Raw genomic sequence first — 19,654 nt, 5'->3', positions numbered from 1 at the left:
GGGGGAGCTACAGCCCCTTCGCCGCCTGCGCCACCGCGCGGAACAGCGCGCGGCCCTTGTTCATGGTCTCTTCCCACTCGGCGGCGGGGTCGGAGTCGTAGACGATGCCGGCGCCGGCCTGCACGTGCAGGCGGCCGCCGTGGATCACCGCGGTGCGGATCGCGATGGCGGTGTCGGCGTCGCCCCACCAGCCGATCCAGCCGATCGCGCCGCCGTAGATGTTGCGCTTGTACGGCTCCAGCTCCTGGATGATCTCCAGCGCGCGCACCTTCGGCGCACCGCTGAGCGTACCGGCCGGGAAAGTGGCCTTCAGCACGTCCATGTAGCTGAGCCCGTCGCGCACGGTGCCCTGCACCTGCGACACGATGTGCATCACGTGCGAGTAGCGCTCGATCGCGAACGAGTCGCTCACTTCGACGCTGCCGGTCTCGCTGATCCGGCCCAGGTCGTTGCGACCGAGATCGATCAGCATCACGTGCTCGGCGCGCTCCTTCGGGTCGGCCAGCAGCTCGGCTTCCAGCGCCTGGTCTTCTTCTTCCGTGGCGCCGCGCTTGCGCGTGCCGGCGAGCGGGCGCACCACCACCTTGCCGTCCTTCAGCCGCGCGAGGATTTCCGGCGACGAACCGACGATCTGCGTTTCGCCGAGGTCGACGAAGTACATGTACGGCGAGGGGTTCAGCGCGCGCAGCGCGCGGTACACATCGACCGGCCGCGCGTTGAAACCCACGCTGAGCCGCTGCGACGGCACCACCTGGAAGATGTCGCCGGCGCGGATGTATTCCTTCGCCTTCTCCACCATCGCCTCGAACTCGTCCTTCGTGAACGAGGACTTGAAGTCGTCCTCGTCCAGCGCGATCGACTGGGTGAGCTGCGGATACGAGGCACCGCCCTGACGCAGCCGGTAGACCAGCGCGTCGAGCCGCCGCTGCGCCTCGGCGTAAGCCTGCGGCTGCGAAGGATCGGCGTGCACGATCAGGTACAGCCGGCCCTTGAGGTTGTCGAATACCGCCACTTCCTCGGCCAGCATCAGCAGCACGTCGGGCGTGCCCAGCTCGTCGGCGCGATCCCACTGCGCCAGCCGCGGCTCGATGTAGCCAATCGTCTCGAAGCCGAAGTAGCCGACCAGGCCGCCGCTAAATGCGGGCAGCTGCGGCAAGCGCGGCACGTCGTACTGCGCGCGCAGGTTTTCGATTTCCGCGAGTGGGTCGTCGAGATGGCGGCGCTCGGTGACCTCGCCGGAGTCCTCCACTTCGAGCTCATGCCCGCGCAAGCGGTATACGCGTTTCGCCGGGAGGCCGATGATCGAATAGCGCCCCCAGGTGGCGCCGCCCTCGACCGATTCGAACAGGAAGGTGTACGGGCCGTCAGCGAGTTTCAGGTACACCGACAACGGCGTATCGAGGTCGGAAAACACCTCGCGCACCAGCGGGATGCGCGTGTGGCCCTGGGCAACCAGCGCGTCGAATTCGTCTCGGGAGATCACGTGGGACCCGTACTGTCAAATGGAAGCGTAAACGATAGCAGGGTGGTCACCGGCTGTCTTGCGCTTACCGAAAAATTCAATCTGAAGTTTGTCTGTTAATCCGCGCCACTTGAATTTTGTAAGCACTTGCCTACATATCAACGAGCCAAATTTTCCGCGCCTATCATGTAGGATAGGTCATGTCGGCATCCGACAACAAACCTCTCAAAACTTAATGCGGGAGAACAAAGGAATGGGAAAAACCATATTTTTCACAGGACTTTTCGCACTATCCATACTTCCCCTCTCAGCAAACGCGAGCGTTACAGCAACAGTATGCAATGCATGCGGCCCAGCCGATCTTCGTCAGGAGGCACTCGATGAAGGCAACGGAGATCACTATTTATATGACTTCGTAAATCAAAAAATAACACATTACAATATATCTGGCCTGACACCAAGATTAACTTCTACCGGCATGACTTTGACTGCAACGTCGACCTATATTACGATAGTGCCCATCGACTCGGCGACACAATCGGTATTTAATGCCGTTCAGAATTTTTATGTGTCAAATCATGATAGCGTGTACGCAACCGCCAAGGAACAGGTTAGCGTCAGCATTAACCAGACACAGTTCGGTTTGAATGCACGGCACTCGAGGCTTACCGCAATGAGTGGCACACGCCCCATGACTGCCTTTGATATGGTTCAAGTGCCGGTATATCGGCAAATGGCAATTGACACACAGACCAGTTTTTCACACCTTGACGCTTACCCGAATGTCGTTCGTGCTGCCGCAGGCACTGTTTTGAATGTGGTAAATGTTGTACCCTTCGTTAAAGTCCCAATTATTATGGATATAACCCTCGAATTTCCCGATCACAGCACCTCGGTGATACGATATAATTTCAATGAACAGAAATTCGAGTACATTGAGGGATCCTCCAAAGACGGCGTCGGCAACCCCATTCCAGAAACGCCACAAGAGGTTTCGGGCGGAGGGAGCAAGACTTACATTTTCCCCGCGGGTCCTAATGGAGCAGCTGCTGGATCTGCGCAGCTAACAAATCTGGAAAGAATGGGGATCAGGACTCCCGTTGCCATATATCACTCCGGCTGGACGCTGGCATGCAGCAATGTCTCCAATGAGCTCCCACGCTGCGAGGCATGGCCTCTCTGAGGGCGTTTGCAGCTGGCCGTAAAGGCTAGCTATTTCATGGGCAAAAGAAACCGGATGGTATCGCCGAGAGCTTAAAAGCATCAACGCCATAAATGGCTGAGCTGGAGAACATGGTGATAATTAGGGCTATTTTCTTTTTCGCATTATCAATCGTGAGCTTTGGATGGTTATCATCATCCGGCAAGCTGGATCTTTTGCACGCCACCCTTGCGGGACTGTTTTTTTGTTCACTTTTTGTCGTAAGTTACCTGATGGCCAAGCGATGCAAAAAGCTATCGACGACAACTGTAAACGTGATCGCCTCAAGGATGTTCTTCGCCTGCATGGCAATAAATATTGCCAATACTTTCGTACCGTTTTTCAAAATCTTTTCTGCTTAAAATTTTTTTCGTTGCCCGGAAAAAACTTCTGCCGGCCAACTTAAGCGGATCCCTTCATGAAGCAGTCTGCTTGATCAGCTGCATAACCTGCTGCGCGGCATGCTGCACAGCACCAGCGAGAACGCCACGCCGCTGCCGTCGTCGAGGTTGCGTGCACTGGCCACGCCGGCGTGGCGTTCGGCCACCAGCCGCACCACGTACAGGCCCAGGCCCAGGTGCGGGGCGCCGCCGGGGGTGGTCTTGTCACGCAGGCTGACCAGCGAATCGAACAAGCGGCCCTGCATCGCCGCGGGCAACGGCGGGCCCTGGTTGGCCAGCTCGATCTCGGCGCCGTCCGGCGCGCCGCGCAGGGTGAGCCGCAGCCAGCCGTCGGGCGGGGTGAACGACAGCGCGTTGTCGAGCAGCTTGTCCAGCGCCTGCGCGACCAGCTCGGGCGCGCAGTGCAGGTGCAGTGGCGCGTCGGGCAGCATGCAGTCGAGCCGGCGCGCGCCGATCAGCGGGCGGTAGGCGTCGGCGCAGCCGCGCACCACTTCGCGCAGGTCGACGTCCTCGGGTTCGGCCGCGGCGATCGCGCGCTCCATCCGGCTCGACTCGCTCATCGCGCGCACCAGCGCGCCGAGCCGTGCCACGCCGTCACGGGCGCGGGCCAGGTACGGCTGCGCCTCGGCCGGCAACGCGGCATGTTCGAGGTTGTCCAGCGAGGATTTCACGATCGCCAGTGGCGTGTTGAGTTCATGCGAGAGCTTCGAGGCCAGCGTGCGCAGGTAGTCGGTGTAGCTGCCGACCACCTCGAACAGCCGCTCGAAGCTGCGCGCCAGGTCGCCGATTTCGTCCGGCGCGTCGGTCATCGGGAATTTCCCGCGCTCGAACAAGCCGTCCAGACGTCCGTCGTTGAGCTGCGCGTGCTCGGCCGCGTTGCGCAGGCGACCCAGCCGCAGACTGAGCCGGGTAGCGAACAGCAGCAGGATGCCGCCGGCCACCAGCAGCACGCCGAAGCTGGTCAGCAGCAGACCGAACAGTGCGCGGTTGGCCAGCAGCGGCACCGTGCGGCTGGCCTGCTCCAGCAGCAGCACGCCGTCGACCTGGCCGGCATGTTCGATTGGCACCGCGGCGGCCAGCACCACGCTGCCGCGCTCCTCGCCGCTGCGCCAGACCGACACCGGCTTGCCGATGCCTGCCGCGGCGACTTCGCGGGTATCCAGCCGCGGCACGTCCTGCGCCCACAGGTTCGCATCCTCCAGCCGGGTCGCCAGCAGCGAACGGTAGACCAGCGCGGCGAACCAGCCCGGCTGGCCGTCGCTGCCGGGCGCCGTGTTCAGGCGGCCGCTGCGCGCCAGCAACCAGCCTTGCGGCGCCAGCACGCGGGCCTGCACGCGGTCGGGCACCAGCTGCGCCAGTTCGCCGGAAAGCTTGTCCGAGTAGCTGAGCAGCGGCCGCGCATCGGCGGCCAGCCGGTCGCCGCCGGCCGCCGCGTCGTACACGCCGACGCCGAGCGTGCGCAGATGCAGCCCGCGCGGCAGGCGCAACTCGACGCGATAGCCGCTGCCGTCCTCCTGCCATTGCGCGGTGATCAGCTCGGGCAGGCCGTCGACCGGCGGATCCAGCGGCCGCGCCGTGAGCGGCCCCGGTGCCGCGCTGGCCAGCAGGTAGCGGCGCCGGCCCTCCGCATTGCCCAGCGCGAGGATCAGGTGGTCGGCGGCCAGCGCGTTCGCGTCGTCGGCGTCGGCGCGCGTGCGCCGGGTGGCGCGCACGTCGGCGTACAGGCACAGCCCGTCGTCGTCCGCGGCCAGCAGCAGCTTGCCGCGCGCGCCCAGCGACTGGCTCCACGGCGTCAGCGGCGCCCAGTCGTCGCCGTAACCATCGATGGTGATCGGTGAGGGCGCCGGCTGCACGTACCAGCCCCGGCCCGATGTCGGCGCCACCGCACCGGTCACCACCAGGCTGCGCGCCACCGCATTCGCCGACGCCAGCAGCGCCTGTGCCTGGCCTTCGCGCAGCAGGGTTTCCATCTGCCGCACGTACAGCCAGCCGGCGACCGGCAGCGCCAGCGTGCACAGCGCGACCAGCAGCAGCTTGCGGCGCAGGGTCATCGGAACCGGCGGTCAGTGGCCATGCGCGGGCGGCGCCCCGACATCCTTCATCCAGCGCGAGGCCACCACCACGCGCATGAAGTCGTCGAGCAGCGCGCGGCGCGACGGGTCGGCGTCGTCGAACGCCATCGACCAGCTCAGCCGCACGCCACTAGCCGCGCCCGGATCGCAGAACACCAGCACGTCGTCGACATGGTCGCTGCCCTGGTAGACCGAGGCCTCGCACGGCATGGCCGGGTGCCGCACGGCGAAGCCGGATACCTTGCCGGCCGGGTCGTGCTGCAGGTAGCGCTGGCGGTCGGCCTGCACCTCGTCGGCCAGCGCGGGCAGCTGGCGCGGCCACACGTTGAGCACCATCACCCGCTGCGGCTTGCCGCTCCATTCGCCCTGGTACAGCACGGCGTTGACGCCGATCGCGCGCGCATAGGTGCAGCAGTCGCGCGTCCAGCCGGCCGGCGTGGCGACGCTGACCGCCCAGGCCGGTGCGTTGCCGTCGCGGGCGCCGCGCGCCAGCACGTCGTCATCCTTGCCGGCCGCCTGCGCCAGCGTGGCGAACGCGCACAGCAGCAAGGCCAGCCCGATGCGCCGGCTCACGGTTTCCACCGGTAGCCGACGCCGTGCACGGTCTCGATCGCGTCGAACTCCGGCGCCACCGCGATGAACTTCTTGCGGATGCGCTTGATGTGCGAGGTGATGGTGGCGTCGTCCACGACGAGTTCCGCCTCGCGCATCAGCTGGTCGCGGTTCTTCACGTGGCCGGGGAAGCGGATCAGCGTGTGCACCATCCAGAACTCGGTGACGGTGAGCGGCACCTCCTCGCCGTTCCAGCTGATCCGCATGCGCTCGGACTCCAGCTTCAGCGGCCCGTGCTCGATCACCGTCTCGCTGGACGCCGGCACCTTCAGTGATTCGATGCGGCGGAACAGCGCAGCGATGCGCGCGGCCAGCTGGTGCAGGCTGGTGTCCTTGCTGAGGTAGTCGTCGGCGCCCAGTCTCAGCCCCGAAATCACGTCGAAATCCGAATCGCGCGCGGTGAGGAAGATGATCGGCAGCGTGGCCGACTTCGCGCGCAGCTCGCGGCACAGGTCGAAGCCGCCTTCCGGCTCGTCGCCCAGGCCGATGTCGATGATCACCAGCTCCGGCAGGCGCATCGCGAACGCGCTGGACGCTTCCCGCCGCGAACCGTAGCCGCGCGCGTCGTAGCCGAAGCGGTTCAGTGCCTCGACGTAGTTGGCGCGGATCAGCGGTTCGTCTTCGACGATGGCAATGCTGCGGCCCATGGCGCGCTCCCTGTGGTGGTGCGCGCAGCGTGCTATGCGAATCGCGCGTACGCAAGCCGCGCGGCACGGCTGCCCGCGTTTTGCCATACGGCGACAGCCGCTCGGCCCGATTGTGCCGGCGCCAGCGCCCGCGCCGGCGGTTTGATGTGCCTCAAGCCATCCGCAGGACGTTCAACGATGCCGCAGCTCCCATCCCCCGACCACGATCCCAACGCCGAATTGCACGGCTTCGAGCCGCTGCGCGCCGTGCTGGCGATCGGCGCGCTGCTGCTCGGGCTGCTGCTCAGTCTTTGAGGTGAACGCCATGGACCAACCCGGTCGCGACCCATCCTCGTTCAATCCCTTCTCCGTGGAAGGCGACCGTGCATCCGGCACGAAGGGAGTCGTGCCGGATGCGGGGCAAGAGCCGGCCGATCCCGACTGGCTGCCGCTGTAGCTGCCGCGCCACACGCATTCCGTCCCGCATGGTGGCTGCCTTCCCCTCCCCGCGAGGGGATTTTTTCGACCGGAACCGCGTCGCAGCGGGCTTCGGGCCGTTCAGGAATCTCCCGGGAACCAAACCGGAACACCCCGGTCAACATTACTGATTGGTACCGTTCCCCTTGCCGTGGAACGTGCCGGCACGATGGCCGATCCTCCCTGTGAAGCGGTCGTGCCGGCACACCAATCAATGGTGTTCCCTCTCACGTCTCCGATGACGTTTTGTCCCGACGCAGCCGTTCACTGCGTCGGGATTTTTATGCCCACGTGCCCCGCGGCGAGCGCCGCCGACGGTTGACGCTCAGCCGGCCGCCTTGCGCACGACGAGGGAGTGCTCAGCCGAGCGCCTTGCGCATGGCGGCGGGAATGCTCAAGCGATCGCCTTGCGCATGGCGGCGGGAATGCTCAGGCGATCGCCTTGCGCATGGCGGCGATCTCGGCGCGGTAGTCCGGCGCGTGGAAGATCGCCGAGCCGGCCACGAAGGTGTCCGCGCCGGCCGCGGCGATCGCGCCGATGTTCTGCGCGGTGACGCCGCCGTCGATCTCCAGGCGGATCGCGCGGCCGCTGGCGTCGATGCGCGCGCGTGCCTGACGCAGCTTCTCCAGCGCACCGGGGATGAACTTCTGTCCACCAAAGCCCGGGTTCACCGACATGATCAGGATCAGGTCGAGCTTGTCCATCACGTAGTCGAGATAGTCCAGCGGCGTGGCCGGGTTGAACACCAGGCCGGCCTGGCAGCCCGATTCCCTGATCAGGCCCAGCGTGCGGTCGATGTGCTCGCTCGCCTCCGGATGGAAGCTGATCAGGCTGGCGCCGGCCTTGGCAAAATCCGGCACGATGCGGTCGACCGGCTTGACCATCAGGTGCACGTCGATCGACGCGGTGATGCCGTACTTGCGCAGCGACTGCAGCACCATCGGCCCGATCGTGAGGTTCGGCACGTAATGGTTGTCCATCACGTCGAAGTGCACCCAGTCGGCACCGGCGGCGAGCGCCGCGGCGGTGTCTTCGCCGAGCCGCGCGAAATCGGCGGCGAGGATGGACGGAGCAATGACGGGGCTTTGCTTGCTCATGGCGGCAATCCGGTATGTCGGAGACGTGATTGTAGGAGCCCGCTGGCGGGCGATGCTCCTGCTCTGGTGCAACGGGGGACGTCAAGGCGAAAAAGCATCGCCCGCCAGCGGGCTCCTACTTGAAGCCGCGTGCTTCCTTGATGCGGTCGTACGCGGCGTTGATCTCGCTGGCGCGCGACTCGGCGCGTTTGCGCATGTCTTCGGGCAGGTCGCCGAGGCGATCGGGGTGGTGTTCGGAGATCAGCTTGCGGTAGGCGCGCTTGATCGCGCGCTCGTCGGCGTTGCGGTCGATGCCGAGCACCGCGTACGGGTCCGGCCCCTGCGGCGCGCGCTGCGGCGGCACGTAGCCGCCGCCGGTGCCGTAGGCGTGGCCGCGCGACCCGCCGGGGCCGGCGTTCCACGCGTAGCCCTTCATCGCCATCAGCGCCATCAGCTCCATGTCGCTGATGCGCAGCGCGAACGCCAGCTGGCGCAGGATCGACATCTTCTCCGGCGGCGGGTTGCCCTCGGCCAGCACCGTCTCGATCACCACGTCGAGCACCGGGAAGGCGTGGTCGCGGCGCAGGCCGACCCAGTTGCGCAGCGCGGCGATGGTCTGGGTGACGTCGAACTCCGGCTGCTTGCCGGCGTTGAAGCTGGCCACCGCCTGCCGACGCTGCTCGGCGTCCAGGCCCATCCGCGTCATCAGCCGCTCGGCGATCGCAATCTCCTGCTCCGACACGCGGCCATCGGACTTCGCCACCGCGCCGAGCAGGGTGAACAGCGGGCCGACGAAGCCGCCGGCTTCCGGCGTGGCGTGCTTGCGCTGGCTGTAGCGCATGTTGTCGAAGATGAAGCCGATCACCGCGCCGGTGATCGCGCCGGGCAAGTGGCCGACCAGCAAGCCGAAGAAGGCGAACCACAGCGTGTAGGTGTAGCTCATGGGTTCCCCTGCGGCGCTTGTGCGCTGTACCAGCGCGCCAGTGCATCGAGTTCGACATCGCTGACCGGGCCGATCGCGGCACGCATCACCGGAATGTTGCGGCGGCCGTCGCGGTACTGCTTCAGCGCATCGCGCAGATAGTCCAGCCGCTGCCCGGCCAGGTGCGGCACGCCCGGCATGCCGGCGTGGCCGTTGGCACCGTGACAGGCCGCGCACAGACCCAGGCGGGCGGGCTGGGCCGGTGCTTGGGCGCGGAGCGGGAGGGCAGCGAGCAGGCACAGCGCCGCGATCAATGGAATGCGCATCGGCAACAGATGGGGCCAAGGATCGCCAATTCTAGCAGCGCGCCCGGATTTCCCGAGACGGCGTTTCCGGCGCCACGGCCGCAGCGGCTAGAATGGGCACTTCGCCACCACGTGGAACCCGCCGCCGTGCCCACCACCCTGCCGCAATCGAACCTGCCCGGCCTCGAGCTGATCCACCGCGGCAAGGTGCGCGACGTGTACGCGTTGTCCGGCGAGCGGCTGCTGATGGTCGCCACCGACCGGTTGTCGGCGTTCGACGTGGTGATGCCCAACCCGATCCCGGGCAAGGGCGAGATGCTCACCCAGATCTCCAACTTCTGGTTCGGCAAGACCGCGCACCTGGTACCGAACCACCTGCTCGACGTGCCACTGGCCGAGGTGCTGCCGCCCGGCACCGACCTGAAGCTGTACGAGAAGCGCACGGTGGTGACGCGGCGGCTGAAGCCGGTGCCGGTGGAATGCATCGCCCGCGGCTACCTGATCGGCTCGGGCTGGAAGGACTATCAGAAGACCGGCGCGGTATGCGGCATCGCGCTGCCGGCCGGCCTGAAGCAGGCGCAGCAGCTGCCCGAGCCGATCTTCACGCCGTCGACCAAGGCCGCGGTCGGCGACCACGACGAGAACGTCAGCTTCGACGCGGTGGTGGATGCCGTCGGCGCCGATCTGGCCCACCAGGTCCGCGACGCCACCCTGGCGATCTACCGCTGGGCCGCCGCCTATGCCGCCGAGCGCGGCATCATCCTCGCCGACACCAAGTTCGAGTTCGGCACTGATGCGAACGGCAAGCTGTACGTGATGGATGAAATGCTGACGCCCGACTCCACCCGCTACTGGCCGGCCGATCAATACCAGGTGGGCATCAGCCCGCCCAGCTACGACAAGCAGTTCGTGCGCGACTGGCTGGAGGCGCAGGGCTGGAACAAGACCGCGCCCGGCCCGGTGATTCCGGACGAGGTGATCGCGCGCACCGCCGCCAAGTACGCCGAGGCGCTGCAGCGGCTCGCCGGCATCCGGCTCGACTGAAGCTTCCACCGGGGGAACGCCATGCGCAGCATGCAGGACTGGCTCGACAGCTACAGCGGCGACCACCAGAACCCGACCAACCAGGTGTTCCACTGGTGCTGCGTGCCGCCGATCGTGTGGTCGGTGATCGCGCTGCTGTGGGCCGTGCCGGTGCCGCTCAGCCGGCTGCGCCCCGGTTCCTGGGCCGTGCTGGTGATGGTGCTGGCGTTCTACTGGTACTGGCGGCGCTCGCACCGGCTGGCGCTCGGCCTGCTGCTCGTGTTCGCCTTGCTCGGCCTGTTCACCAATTATCTGTACTGGCGGCTCGGCGCCGCGCCATTGTGCTGGCTCGCGCTCGGCGTGTTCGTGGTGGCCTGGATCGGCCAGTTCATCGGGCACCAGTTCGAGGGCCGCAAGCCGAGCTTCCTCACCGATCTTTCCTACCTGCTGATCGGCCCGGCCTGGCTGATGGCCAAGCTGCTGCGCAAACTGGGGTTCAAGCAAGTCACATGACCACCGTGCTTACCGTGATCAGCACCCTGCTGTGGTGGGTGCTGTACAGCAGCATGGCTGCGCTGGTGTTCGCCCTGCTCGGCTGGTCCGTCCTGCGCTGGACCGAACGCTGCGCGGTGGTGTTCAACCGCATCTACCTGGCCTGCCTGCTGTGGGCCATGGCCAGTCTGCTGCTGGTGGTCGGCGTGGCCGCGTACGAAGGCCGCCTGCATCCGCCCTACCCTGCGTTGCTGAGCTCTGGCTTGCTGCGCGTCGCGCTGGTGCTGGACATGCTGCTCGGCGCCATTTTGCTGTGGCGGCTGGTGCCGCGCGTCGACGCCCGTCGCATCCGTCCCGGCAGCGCCTGCATGGCGGCCGCGGTGATCATGGCGCTCGGCTTTGGCGTGGCCACCAGCCTGGCCTGAGCGCCGGCTCGAGGCGCGGGGGGCGGATCGCTCCGCCCCCGCGCAAGCTCACGCGTGGGCCAGCATGCCGCCGAAGAACACCGCCGCCAGCGCAGCAAGGATCACCGCCAGCACGATGAAGATCACCAGGTAGATCAGCTGCACCACGCAGGCCTTGCCGTAGCCGATCTGGCTGCCGTTCTGCGCCAGCAGCAGGTAGTTCACCACCGCGGCGCCGACCAGGAACTGCACCAGCAGCGACAGCAGCCCGCCCGCGCTGCCGTGCGTGACCATGCCCACGAGCACCATCGCCACGGCCGCCGCGATCCAGGTCAGCACCACCGCGCCCAGCGCGCGCAGGTAGGACGGCATGTAGCCGACCACCAGCCGGAACGCCACGCTCAGCACCAGCGCCGCCAGCAGGATACCCACGACGGCCATCACCACGATCGCGAACAAGCCCATGCCGGCCAGCGCGGCCAACGTCGAAGTACCCATACAACCCCCTAGTCAGTGGAAGGAAAACCGCCCGGCGGCACCCCCGTGCCGTCCGCTCTCCCCGGCGGTGGCGCCAGCCTAACCGATAGCCGCGCCGGCGTCTGCCGCGGTGCCTGCGTTCAGCGCCGATCCCGCACCTGCTCGTTTGCCGCACGCACCGCCTGCACGAACCCGCCGAACGGAATATCGGTGATCCCTACCAGCCCGAAGTGACTGTTCTCGCCGTCGAGCAGGCGGCCGGTGACCGGTTGGTCGGCGTAGTCGAACCAGTGCGCGCCGACGATGTTCGGATCACTCGCGGCGGCGGCGACGAACTTCGCGTAGGCCTCGCCGCGCTGCTGCTCGTTCCACACCGCCACCGGCCCGGCGCCGAACGGGCCGCGGTCGGTGGAACCGAAGGCGAATTCGCCGATCAGCACCGGCTTGTCCAGCGCGCGGAGCACGGCGAGGTCGAGGCCGTGCTGCGGCAGGTCGGCGTAGACGTTGAAGCTGACCACGTCGCAGTACTGCGCGCAGGCGGCGACAGCCTCGGGCGTGCGCACCGCGAAGCGGCCGCCGAGGAACAGGTGGTGTGGGTCGTGGTGGCGGATCGCTTCGGCTACCGTGCGGAAATAGGCGTCGGCGTAGCGGCGTAGCCACGCGCTGTAGTCGCGCGCGATCGCCGGATGCGCTTCATCCGGCGCGGGCGCGGCGAAGCCGGTGGCGTCGAGCGTGTCCCAGGAGGCGAGCGCGATGCCCCACGCCGCGGCCAGTTGCGCCGGCGTGCGGTACTTCGCCTTGAGGTCGGCGATGAAGGCCCGCTTGGCGGGGCTGCTCACCGTGCCAGCCAGCGTGCCCAGCGCCAGGCCCCAACGGCCTTGCGGACCGCTGCCGGCCCAGGCCAGTTCGTTGTCGGCGAAGTAGCCGAGCAGCCACGGATCGTCGCGCACGCCGGCGCTCGCTGTCGCCGCCGCCCGCTCCGCGGCCTGCGCGAAGCGCGGGTCGAACGGGTCGGGCATGCGGCCCCAGTAGTCGTATCCGCTCGAAACGTTGGCGTAGTCGCCGGCGATCTCGATCGAGCGCGTGTATGGCAGCCGATGCGCCTGGCCCAGCGCGTCGTCGCTCCAGTTGCCGAGGGTGTTGAAGCCCCACGCCTGCAGCCGATCCAGCGCGCGACGGCGCCATGCGGCCAGCCAGTCGCGGCCGTCGACGCGATACAGGTTCGCCGCGTAGAAGTCGAACCAGCGGCCGTGGTTGTAGTCGATGCCGCGGCTGGCGCCCTGCTCACTGCTGCGGCTGTCGTCATGACCGTAGAACGCCGCCCATTCGCCGCGGCTCGGCGGCAGATCGCGGAACATGAACTCGCGGCCCTCGACGTAGCTGCGCCCGCCGTCGGTGATCACTGCGTTGACGCCGAGCGAGAAGAACGCATGGCCGTCGGGCGTCACCAGCTGCCAGCGGCCATTGCGCTTCTGCGTGCGGAACCAGCCGGTGCGATCGCAGCCATGGACGTCCAGACGTCCGCCGTAGGCGTCCCGTTCCGCGCTCCGCACCGTAGCCGGCCGCGCCTGCACCGCCGCACGCAGCGCGGCGTCGGTATCGATCTTCTCCGGCCAGTCGGCGCGAGTGAACTGGCCGTAGCGGTCGACGATGCCAGCGTAGGCTTCGTGCCCGCTGGCCGAACCCGGCGCCACGTCGAGGCGACCGAACAGCAGGGTCTGCGCGGTCTGCGGCGTGGGCACGCCGAGCCGGATCGCGCGGACATCGCGCAGATCCAGCGCACCCTGCACCGTGGTCGCCAGCAGGGTCGGCCGGCCGTGGTCGTCGAACGGCATCGGCGGCCCTGCCTGCATGCCTTCGCCGCGCGGCGAGGTCGCCGGCAGCGGCACCACCAGCGTCTGCGCCGGCCCGGCCGGCACGCCGACGGTCGCCTGCAGGCGCTGGTTCGCCGCGCCGTCGACCGCCACCTCGAGCGTCACCGCCCACGGCATCGCGTTCTGCACGCGCAGGCGCAGCTCGCCCTGCCCCGACCAGTCCCATGCACCGCCTGCCGGCGCGATCGCGATCTGCGGGCGTGGCGCCGGCTGGAACACGTAGCGCTGCTGCGCCACGCCGTCGCCGGCGTGTTCGGTGCCGCCGGCACGTTGCACGTGGTCGAGGCTGATGCGGGCTCCGGCATCAGGTGCCGCCAGGTCGGCCACGCCCGGCATGGCCGAGGCGTGGCAGGTGCCGAGGCCGCCCAGGCACAGCCAGATCCACGCATGGCGTTTCATCAAAGGCATCCTCTTGCGAACCGGTCTTGCAGGGCAGGCGCCGCCCGCCCTGCAAGGCGGGGGCTTCACGCCGACTGGCGGTGCATCCAGCGCTGCCAACCGTAGTACACCGGCACGCCCAGCGCGATGATCGCCAGGCTCATGCCGGCGTCGCCCGGCGCGTGGATCGCGCTGGTCACGATCACGCCGAACACGGTGATCACGAAGATCAGCGGCAGCAGCGGGTAGAACGGCACCCGGTACGGCGCCGGGTCGTCGATGAAATGCTTGCGGTACCAGAACAGCGTGCCGATGCCGAACACGTGGCCCAGCCACTCGCCCACGGTGGTGTAGTTGAGCAGCTGGTTGAAGCTGCCGGACAGGGTCAGCACCACCGCCCAGGCGCCGAGCAGGGCCAGCGCGATCTGCGGCGCGCGCGTGCGCAGATCGACGCGGCCGGCGGCCCGGAAGAACACCCCGTCCGCGCCCATCGTCTGCAGCACGCGCGCGCCGCCGGCGATGGCGATGGCGCAGTAGCCGAAGGTGGAGCAGGCGATGCCGACCGCGATCACGGTGGCGCCGGACTCGCCGAACATCCGCCGCATCAGGTCCGCCGCCGGTGCCTCGCTGGCGGCCAGGCCGGCGTGGCCCAGGCCCGCCAGGTAGGCGTAGTTGGCCAGCACGTAGCAGATCACCACGCCGGCCATGCCCATGCCCAGCGCGCGCGGCAACGTGCGCTGCGGGTTGCGCACTTCGCCGGCGAGGTCGTTGAGGTAGTGGAAGCCGCCATAGGTGAACAGCACCGGCAGCAGCGCGCCGGCAAATGCCCACGACGACACCGGGTAGGTGGTGTCGCGCGCCAGCGCCAGGCCCAGGTGGCCCTGCGCCAGCACCAGCCCGCTGACCACCAGCAGCGCGACCGCAGTCAGCTTCAGCACGGTGAAGATGTTCTGCATCCACGCGCCGGCGCGGATGCCGAACAGGTTGATGCCGACGATGAACACGATCGCGCCGACCGCCACCGGCTTGACGTAAAGCAGCGGCGGCAGCCCGATCGCGGTGCAGAAGTAGTCGGCGAACATGGTGGCCACCGCGGCCACGCTGCCGGGGTAGTTGATGAGCGCCATGGTCCAGCCGAACAGGAACGCCGGCAGCAGGCCGAACGCCTCGCGCAGGTAGACGTAGATGCCGCCGGCCTGCGGCCGCCGCGCGCCCAGTTCGGCGTAGCACAGCACGCCGGCCAGAGTCAGCAGGCCGCCGATCGCCCACAGCAGCAGCACCTCCGCGCCGGACGACGTGTGGCGCGCCACCGTGGCCGGAGTGAGGAAGATGCCTGCCCCGATCACGCCGCCGATGACGATCATCGCGGCGTCCCAGGTGTTCAGGCGACGGGCATAGGCATTGGCAGGTTCGGTCAGCATCCGGCTACCTTGCCATTGTCGATGCCGTTTCCACCAGTCCCGCGCGGCATGCCCTCGGGCCTGGCGACATGCCATGCGGCAAATTGACAAGTCGCCGCCGCGCCGGAAGACTGTGCCGGTTCGTGGCGCGGCGATTTCAGCCGCGCCGTCGCCGCCGAGGGGTGCTGCAGCGGGCCATGCCCGCCACGCTCGGCCGGCGACTCCATGGCAAGGGCGCCCTTTCCGCTATTGGAGGTGTCGCCATGTCCACTCACGCTGTCACGCGCCGGCTCGCCGTCGCCACGTCCGCCGACCATCCCGCCATCCAGCCCGACGATGCCCATCTGGCGGCGTCGCTGGAGCAGCTCGGCGTCCGGCCGGTGGTCTGCGTGTGGAACGACCCGGCGCTGGACTGGTCGGCGTTCGACGCGGTGCTGATCCGCACCATCTGGGATTACTTCAAGCACCACGCGGCGTTCCTCGACTGGCTGGATCGGCTCGACCGCCTCGGCATTCCTACCATCAACGACAGCGCGCTGCTGCGCTGGAACAGTGACAAGCGCTACCTGCTCGAACTGGCGCGGCACGGCGTGGCGATCATTCCCACGCGACTCGCAACGGCCAGTGCGCTGCCCGGGGCGCTGGCGGCAATGAGCGGGCAGTCGGTGGTGGTCAAGCCCAACATCAGCGGCAGCGCCTGGCGCACGCTGCGCGGCACCGCCGGCGACGCGGCGTTCGCCGCCGCGGTGGCGCAACTGCCGCGCGGCCACGACTACCTGGTGCAGCCGTTCGTGCCGGAAGTGGTCAGCGACGGCGAATGGTCGCTGCTGTATTTCGCCGGCGCATTCAGCCACGCGGTGATCAAGCGCCCGGCCGCCGGCGACTACCGCGTGCAGGGCGAGTACGGCGGCAGCGCCGAGCCGGCGCAGCCCGATGCCGCGATCCTGGCCGCGGCCGACCGCGCACTGGCGGCAGTGGCCGCGATCGGCCATGGCGACCATGCCTACGTGCGCGTCGACGGCGTAGTCAGCGGCGGGCGTTTCCTGGTGATGGAGCTGGAGCTGATCGAGCCGTTCCTGCACCTGGCCGCACACCCTGCCGCCGCCGAGCGGCTGGCCCGGGACGTGGCCGCCCGGCTGTCGCCGGCCGCGCTGGCGGACGCCCGCTGAGCATGGCTGACCCGCACGCTCCCGCCGGGTCGTCCGCGCGCTGGCTGCGCCTGCTGTCGTGGTCGGGCTCGCTGGCGGCGTTCGCCCTGGCGCTGTGGCTGCTGCATCGCTACCTCACCCACCTCAGCTGGCACGACGTGGCAGCGGCCTGGTCGCAGTTGCCGGGTTGGCGCATCGCGTGTTCCGCCGGGGCGGCGCTGCTCAGTTTGGCGATGCTGGCGATGTTCGACGTGCTTGCTGCGCGCACCGTGGTGCGCGAGCGCATCCCGGCGCAGCTGGCCGCGTTCGCCGGCGCGGTCACCCAGGGCATCTCGAACACGCTGGGCTTCCATGCGATCACCGGCGCCGCGCTGCGCTACCGCATCTACGCCACGGCCGGACTCGGCGCCGGCGACATCGCGCGCATCGTGGCGCTGGCCGGGTTCGGCGTGGGGCTGGGCTTCACCGTGGTGACCACCGGCGCGCTGTGCTGGCAGCCGGAGATCACCCGCGGCTGGGGCCGCTGGCCGGGCGCGGCGCTGCTGCTGGCGCTGCTCGCACTGCTCGCCTGGCTGGCCCGCCCGCGCACGCTCGCGCTGGGGCGACTGACGCTGGCCTTGCCGAACGCGCGCATCGCCTCCATGCAGATGCTGGTCGGCGGCGTGGAGATGCTGGCCGCGCTCGGCGCGCTGTACGTGCTGCTGCCGGCGGCGAGCGCGCCGCCGCTGGTGGACTTCCTGCCGATCTACGTGGCCGCCGTGCTGGCCGGCATCGCCAGCCATGCACCGGGTGGGCTGGGCGTGTTCGAGACGATCATGCTGGCCTCGTTTCCGCCCGCGGCGCGCGCCGACCTGCTCGCCGCGATCCTGTGCTATCGGCTTACCTACACCGCGCTGCCGTTCGTGCTGGGCAGCGTCGCGCTGGCGGTGTTCGAGTGGCGCCTGCGGCGCTCGGCGCGGCATCGCTGCTGACACTTTCCGGCGGCCGCGGGTTCTAGAATCCATGCATCCCACCACGGTCGTCCGCGTGCCCGCTCCGTCGCGCAAGATCCTCCACGTCGACATGGACGCGTTCTACGCGTCGGTGGAGCAGCGCGACGACCCTTCGCTGCGCGGCAAGCCGGTGGCGGTGGCCTGGCGCGGCGCGCGCTCGGTGGTGTGCGCGGCCAGCTACGAGGCGCGCGTGTTCGGCGTGCGCTCGGCGATGCCGGCGATCCGCGCCGAGCGGCTGTGCCCGCAGCTGATCTTCGTGCCGCCGGATTTCGTGCGCTACAAGGCGGTGTCGCGGCAGGTGCGCGAAATCTTCGCGCGGCATACCGAGCTGATCGAACCGCTGTCGCTGGACGAGGCCTACCTCGACGTCACCACGACGAAAAGCGGCCTGGGTTCGGCCACCGCCACCGCCGAGGCGATCCGCGAGGCGATCCGCGAGGAAACCCGGCTGACCGCGTCGGCCGGCGTGGCACCGAACAAGTTCCTGGCCAAGATCGCCTCGGATTTCCGCAAGCCCGACGGCCTGTTCGTGATCCGCCCGCAGCAGGTCGAGGCGTTCCTCACTCCCCTGCCGGTCGGCCGCCTGCCCGGCGTGGGCAAGGTGATGGAGGCGAAGCTGGCCGCGCTCGGCATCGCCACCGTGGGCGAGCTGCGCGCGTTCGCGCAGGCCGAGCTGGAGCAGCGCTTCGGCCGCTGGGGCCGGCGCCTGCACGAGCTGGCGCAGGGCATCGACGAGCATCCGGTACAGCCGCAGCGCCCCACCTTGCAGGTTTCGGCCGAGGATACGTTCGAACACGACCTGCGGCTCGACGAACTGGAACCGCACATCCGCCAGCTCGCCGAAAAGGCCTGGGCCGGCCACCAGCGCGAGCACGGCCGGGTGGCGCGCACCGTGGTGCTGAAGCTGAAGACCGCCGACTTCCACACGCTGACCCGCAGCCTCACCCCGCCAACGCGGCCGATGTCAGCCGCCGAGCTGGCCGACATCGCCTGCGCGTTGCGCGAGCGTGTCGAGCGCCCCGCCGACAGCCGCTACCGCCTGGTCGGCGTCGGCCTGGCCGGCTTCGTCGACCGCGACAGCTACCAGGCGCAGGCGGATCTGTTCGAGGCCTGAGTCGATGTACGAACGGGCAGCCCCGTGACGCGATCCACACGCAATTTCTTGCGAATATCCGCCATTCATCCTGCCGCTCGGGCACGGCCCTATCGTAACCAGGCCATGCGCCGCATGGCCCATCCCAACCGAGGTTACGTACGTCATGACCAAGACCATCAACGCCGTCCTGATTGCCGCCGCGTTTGCCCTGCCGATTTCGTTCGCCATCGCCGCTCCGCAACACGGTGCGGGTGGCCACACTCCCCCCAGCGCTCCGTCCATGCACACGAACCAGGACGCGCATGGCGACGCCGTATCCGACGCCGTGCACACGGCAAAGGCCGACGACGCCAATGTCGGCAAGACCGTCAGCCCGGTCGCCAACAGCAAGAACAAGGGCGAGCATAAGGCCAAGGGGCATTCCAAGACCCACCAGCAGCACTGAGCATTCCGCACACCCATGCGCGGCGAGGGGCCGGATTGCAGGATCCGGCCCCTCTGTCTTGTCCGTCATGCATCGGCCGCCGCGGGTTCGCCCGGAAGAAGCGCGTAGCGCATCACGCCTGGCGTTCGCGGCCGAAGCGCGGCAGGTTCCAGTGGTAGCGCAGCGACGCGAAGCGCAGCCCGAAACAGAACAGGATCGGCAGCCAGGTCGCCCACACCGCGGGCCAGTGCAAGTATTCGCCGAGCACCGCCAGCGCGGCGCCGGCGAGCGCGGCCAGCGCGTAAATCTCCTGCTGCAACACGATCGACACGCGCGCCAGCAGCACGTCGCGCGCCATGCCGCCGCCGATCGCGGTGACCATGCCGAGCAGGATCGCCACCTCCGCGTTGTGGCCGAACAGCAGCGCCTTGTGCGCGCCGTACACCGCGAACAGGCCCAGCCCCATCGCGTCGAACAGGCGCACCGGATAGGTCAGCCGCTCCACCCAGCGATAGGCCACCACGGTAAGCAGCGCGGCGACCACCGCGGTGAGCAGGTAGCGCCAGTCGGACAAGCCCGCCGGCGGGACCGCGCCGATGCACAGGTCGCGCACGATGCCGCCGCCGCAGGCGGTGATGAAGGCGATCGCCAGGATGCCGAACAGGTCGAGGTTGCAGCGCCGGGCCGCGGTCGCGCCGCTGATCGCGAACGCGAACGTGCCGGCCAGGTCCACCAGGTTGAACAGCAGTTGCTCGTTCATGCCGCCGACTCGCTTCCTTCATGGCGCGCCG

At 68.3% G+C, this 19,654-nt stretch carries 20 protein-coding genes and 1 riboswitch; of the genes, 9 read left to right on the top strand and 11 right to left on the bottom strand.

Translation table 11 applies throughout. The features are described from left to right. Positions 1-7: 7 nt before the first annotated feature. The gene (trpE, locus tag RHOOR92_RS0113930) at positions 8-1,483 is read right to left on the bottom strand and encodes an anthranilate synthase component I (protein WP_007509675.1); all 1,476 of its coding nucleotides are present in this window, start codon (positions 1,481-1,483) and stop codon (positions 8-10) included. 232 nt (positions 1,484-1,715) lie between these two features. Here trpE and RHOOR92_RS19725 point away from each other — a divergent pair, with 232 nt between their 5' ends. Beyond that, on the top strand, positions 1,716-2,645 hold the full coding sequence (locus RHOOR92_RS19725; RefSeq protein ID WP_155950254.1) for a hypothetical protein: 930 nt from the start codon (positions 1,716-1,718) through the stop codon (positions 2,643-2,645). A gap of 92 nt (positions 2,646-2,737) precedes the next feature. Continuing rightward, positions 2,738-3,025 (top strand): hypothetical protein, encoded by a 288-nt coding sequence (locus RHOOR92_RS19720; protein ID WP_155950253.1) that lies wholly within the window; start codon positions 2,738-2,740, stop codon positions 3,023-3,025. A 74-nt stretch (positions 3,026-3,099) separates the two neighbouring features. Here RHOOR92_RS19720 and RHOOR92_RS0113920 read toward each other — a convergent pair whose 3' ends face one another. From RHOOR92_RS0113920 to RHOOR92_RS0113885, 6 genes are all read right to left on the bottom strand, one after another. After that, complete coding sequence (locus tag RHOOR92_RS0113920) at positions 3,100-5,115, bottom strand: ATP-binding protein (protein WP_027490528.1); 2,016 nt, start codon at positions 5,113-5,115, stop codon at positions 3,100-3,102. Between the two features lie 12 nt (positions 5,116-5,127). Next, a complete protein-coding gene (locus RHOOR92_RS0113915) occupies positions 5,128-5,709 on the bottom strand; it encodes a hypothetical protein (protein WP_007509677.1) in 582 nt (193 codons plus the stop codon). After that, positions 5,706-6,395 carry a proteobacterial dedicated sortase system response regulator gene (gene pdsR, locus RHOOR92_RS0113910; protein ID WP_007509678.1) on the bottom strand — a complete coding sequence of 230 codons (690 nt, stop codon included), beginning with the start codon at positions 6,393-6,395 and terminating at the stop codon, positions 5,706-5,708. The genes RHOOR92_RS0113915 and pdsR overlap by 4 nt, the downstream gene beginning before the upstream one ends. A gap of 885 nt (positions 6,396-7,280) precedes the next feature. Further along, positions 7,281-7,949, bottom strand: coding sequence for a ribulose-phosphate 3-epimerase (gene rpe, locus RHOOR92_RS0113895; RefSeq protein WP_007509679.1), 669 nt, complete (start codon positions 7,947-7,949; stop codon positions 7,281-7,283). A gap of 115 nt (positions 7,950-8,064) precedes the next feature. After that, complete coding sequence (djlA, locus tag RHOOR92_RS0113890) at positions 8,065-8,871, bottom strand: co-chaperone DjlA (RefSeq protein WP_007509680.1); 807 nt, start codon at positions 8,869-8,871, stop codon at positions 8,065-8,067. Beyond that, complete coding sequence (locus RHOOR92_RS0113885; protein ID WP_007509681.1) at positions 8,868-9,176, bottom strand: c-type cytochrome; 309 nt, start codon at positions 9,174-9,176, stop codon at positions 8,868-8,870. Before RHOOR92_RS0113885 ends, djlA begins: the two co-directional genes overlap by 4 nt. A 126-nt stretch (positions 9,177-9,302) precedes the next feature. Here RHOOR92_RS0113885 and RHOOR92_RS0113880 point away from each other — a divergent pair, with 126 nt between their 5' ends. From RHOOR92_RS0113880 to RHOOR92_RS0113870, 3 genes are read left to right on the top strand one after another with little or no spacing between them, the layout of a single operon-like run. Beyond that, a complete protein-coding gene (locus tag RHOOR92_RS0113880) occupies positions 9,303-10,199 on the top strand; it encodes a phosphoribosylaminoimidazolesuccinocarboxamide synthase (RefSeq protein ID WP_007509682.1) in 897 nt (298 codons plus the stop codon). Between the two features lie 21 nt (positions 10,200-10,220). Next, the gene (locus RHOOR92_RS0113875) at positions 10,221-10,691 is read left to right on the top strand and encodes an Mpo1-like protein (protein WP_015448820.1); all 471 of its coding nucleotides are present in this window, start codon (positions 10,221-10,223) and stop codon (positions 10,689-10,691) included. After that, entirely contained in the window at positions 10,688-11,095 is a 408-nt protein-coding gene (locus RHOOR92_RS0113870) for a hypothetical protein (protein ID WP_007509684.1), read from the top strand. The genes RHOOR92_RS0113875 and RHOOR92_RS0113870 overlap by 4 nt, the downstream gene beginning before the upstream one ends. 48 nt (positions 11,096-11,143) lie before the next feature. On the opposite strand, the gene RHOOR92_RS0113865 is transcribed toward RHOOR92_RS0113870, so the two are convergent. From RHOOR92_RS0113865 to RHOOR92_RS0113855, 3 genes are all read right to left on the bottom strand, one after another. After that, entirely contained in the window at positions 11,144-11,572 is a 429-nt protein-coding gene (locus RHOOR92_RS0113865; RefSeq protein ID WP_015448821.1) for a hypothetical protein, read from the bottom strand. Between the two features lie 119 nt (positions 11,573-11,691). Next, positions 11,692-13,824 (bottom strand): beta-agarase, encoded by a 2,133-nt coding sequence (locus RHOOR92_RS0113860; protein ID WP_027490527.1) that lies wholly within the window; start codon positions 13,822-13,824, stop codon positions 11,692-11,694. Positions 13,825-13,889: 65 nt separating this feature from the next. Further along, positions 13,890-15,224, bottom strand: a complete 1,335-nt coding sequence (locus tag RHOOR92_RS0113855) for an amino acid permease (RefSeq protein WP_027490526.1) — start codon at positions 15,222-15,224, stop codon at positions 13,890-13,892. Between the two features lie 150 nt (positions 15,225-15,374). Continuing rightward, positions 15,375-15,450, top strand: a riboswitch (S-adenosyl-L-homocysteine riboswitch). Positions 15,451-15,466: 16 nt separating this feature from the next. Here RHOOR92_RS0113855 and RHOOR92_RS0113850 point away from each other — a divergent pair. The 4 genes from RHOOR92_RS0113850 to RHOOR92_RS0113835 all read left to right on the top strand — a co-directional run bounded on the left by RHOOR92_RS0113850 (position 15,467) and on the right by RHOOR92_RS0113835 (position 18,884). Continuing rightward, on the top strand, positions 15,467-16,372 hold the full coding sequence (locus RHOOR92_RS0113850) for a hypothetical protein (protein ID WP_027490525.1): 906 nt from the start codon (positions 15,467-15,469) through the stop codon (positions 16,370-16,372). 2 nt (positions 16,373-16,374) lie between these two features. Continuing rightward, positions 16,375-17,322, top strand: coding sequence for a UPF0104 family protein (locus RHOOR92_RS0113845; RefSeq protein WP_027490524.1), 948 nt, complete (start codon positions 16,375-16,377; stop codon positions 17,320-17,322). 31 nt (positions 17,323-17,353) lie between these two features. Next, positions 17,354-18,457: a DNA polymerase IV gene (dinB, locus tag RHOOR92_RS0113840; protein ID WP_027490523.1), complete on the top strand. Its 1,104-nt coding sequence runs from the start codon at positions 17,354-17,356 to the stop codon at positions 18,455-18,457. A gap of 145 nt (positions 18,458-18,602) precedes the next feature. Beyond that, on the top strand, positions 18,603-18,884 hold the full coding sequence (locus RHOOR92_RS0113835; protein WP_027484621.1) for a hypothetical protein: 282 nt from the start codon (positions 18,603-18,605) through the stop codon (positions 18,882-18,884). A 112-nt stretch (positions 18,885-18,996) separates the two neighbouring features. Here the strand turns inward: RHOOR92_RS0113835 and RHOOR92_RS0113830 are convergent, their stop codons facing one another. Beyond that, positions 18,997-19,623, bottom strand: a complete 627-nt coding sequence (locus tag RHOOR92_RS0113830) for a trimeric intracellular cation channel family protein (RefSeq protein ID WP_015448826.1) — start codon at positions 19,621-19,623, stop codon at positions 18,997-18,999. Positions 19,624-19,654 lie beyond the last annotated feature (31 nt).

Origin of the sequence: Rhodanobacter sp. OR92 (assembly GCF_000427545.1) — a bacterium.
Taxonomy (GTDB): domain Bacteria; phylum Pseudomonadota; class Gammaproteobacteria; order Xanthomonadales; family Rhodanobacteraceae; genus Rhodanobacter; species Rhodanobacter denitrificans.
The sequence above is the reverse complement of the archived record's forward strand: the minus strand, read 5'-3'. Positions and strand labels throughout refer to the sequence as shown.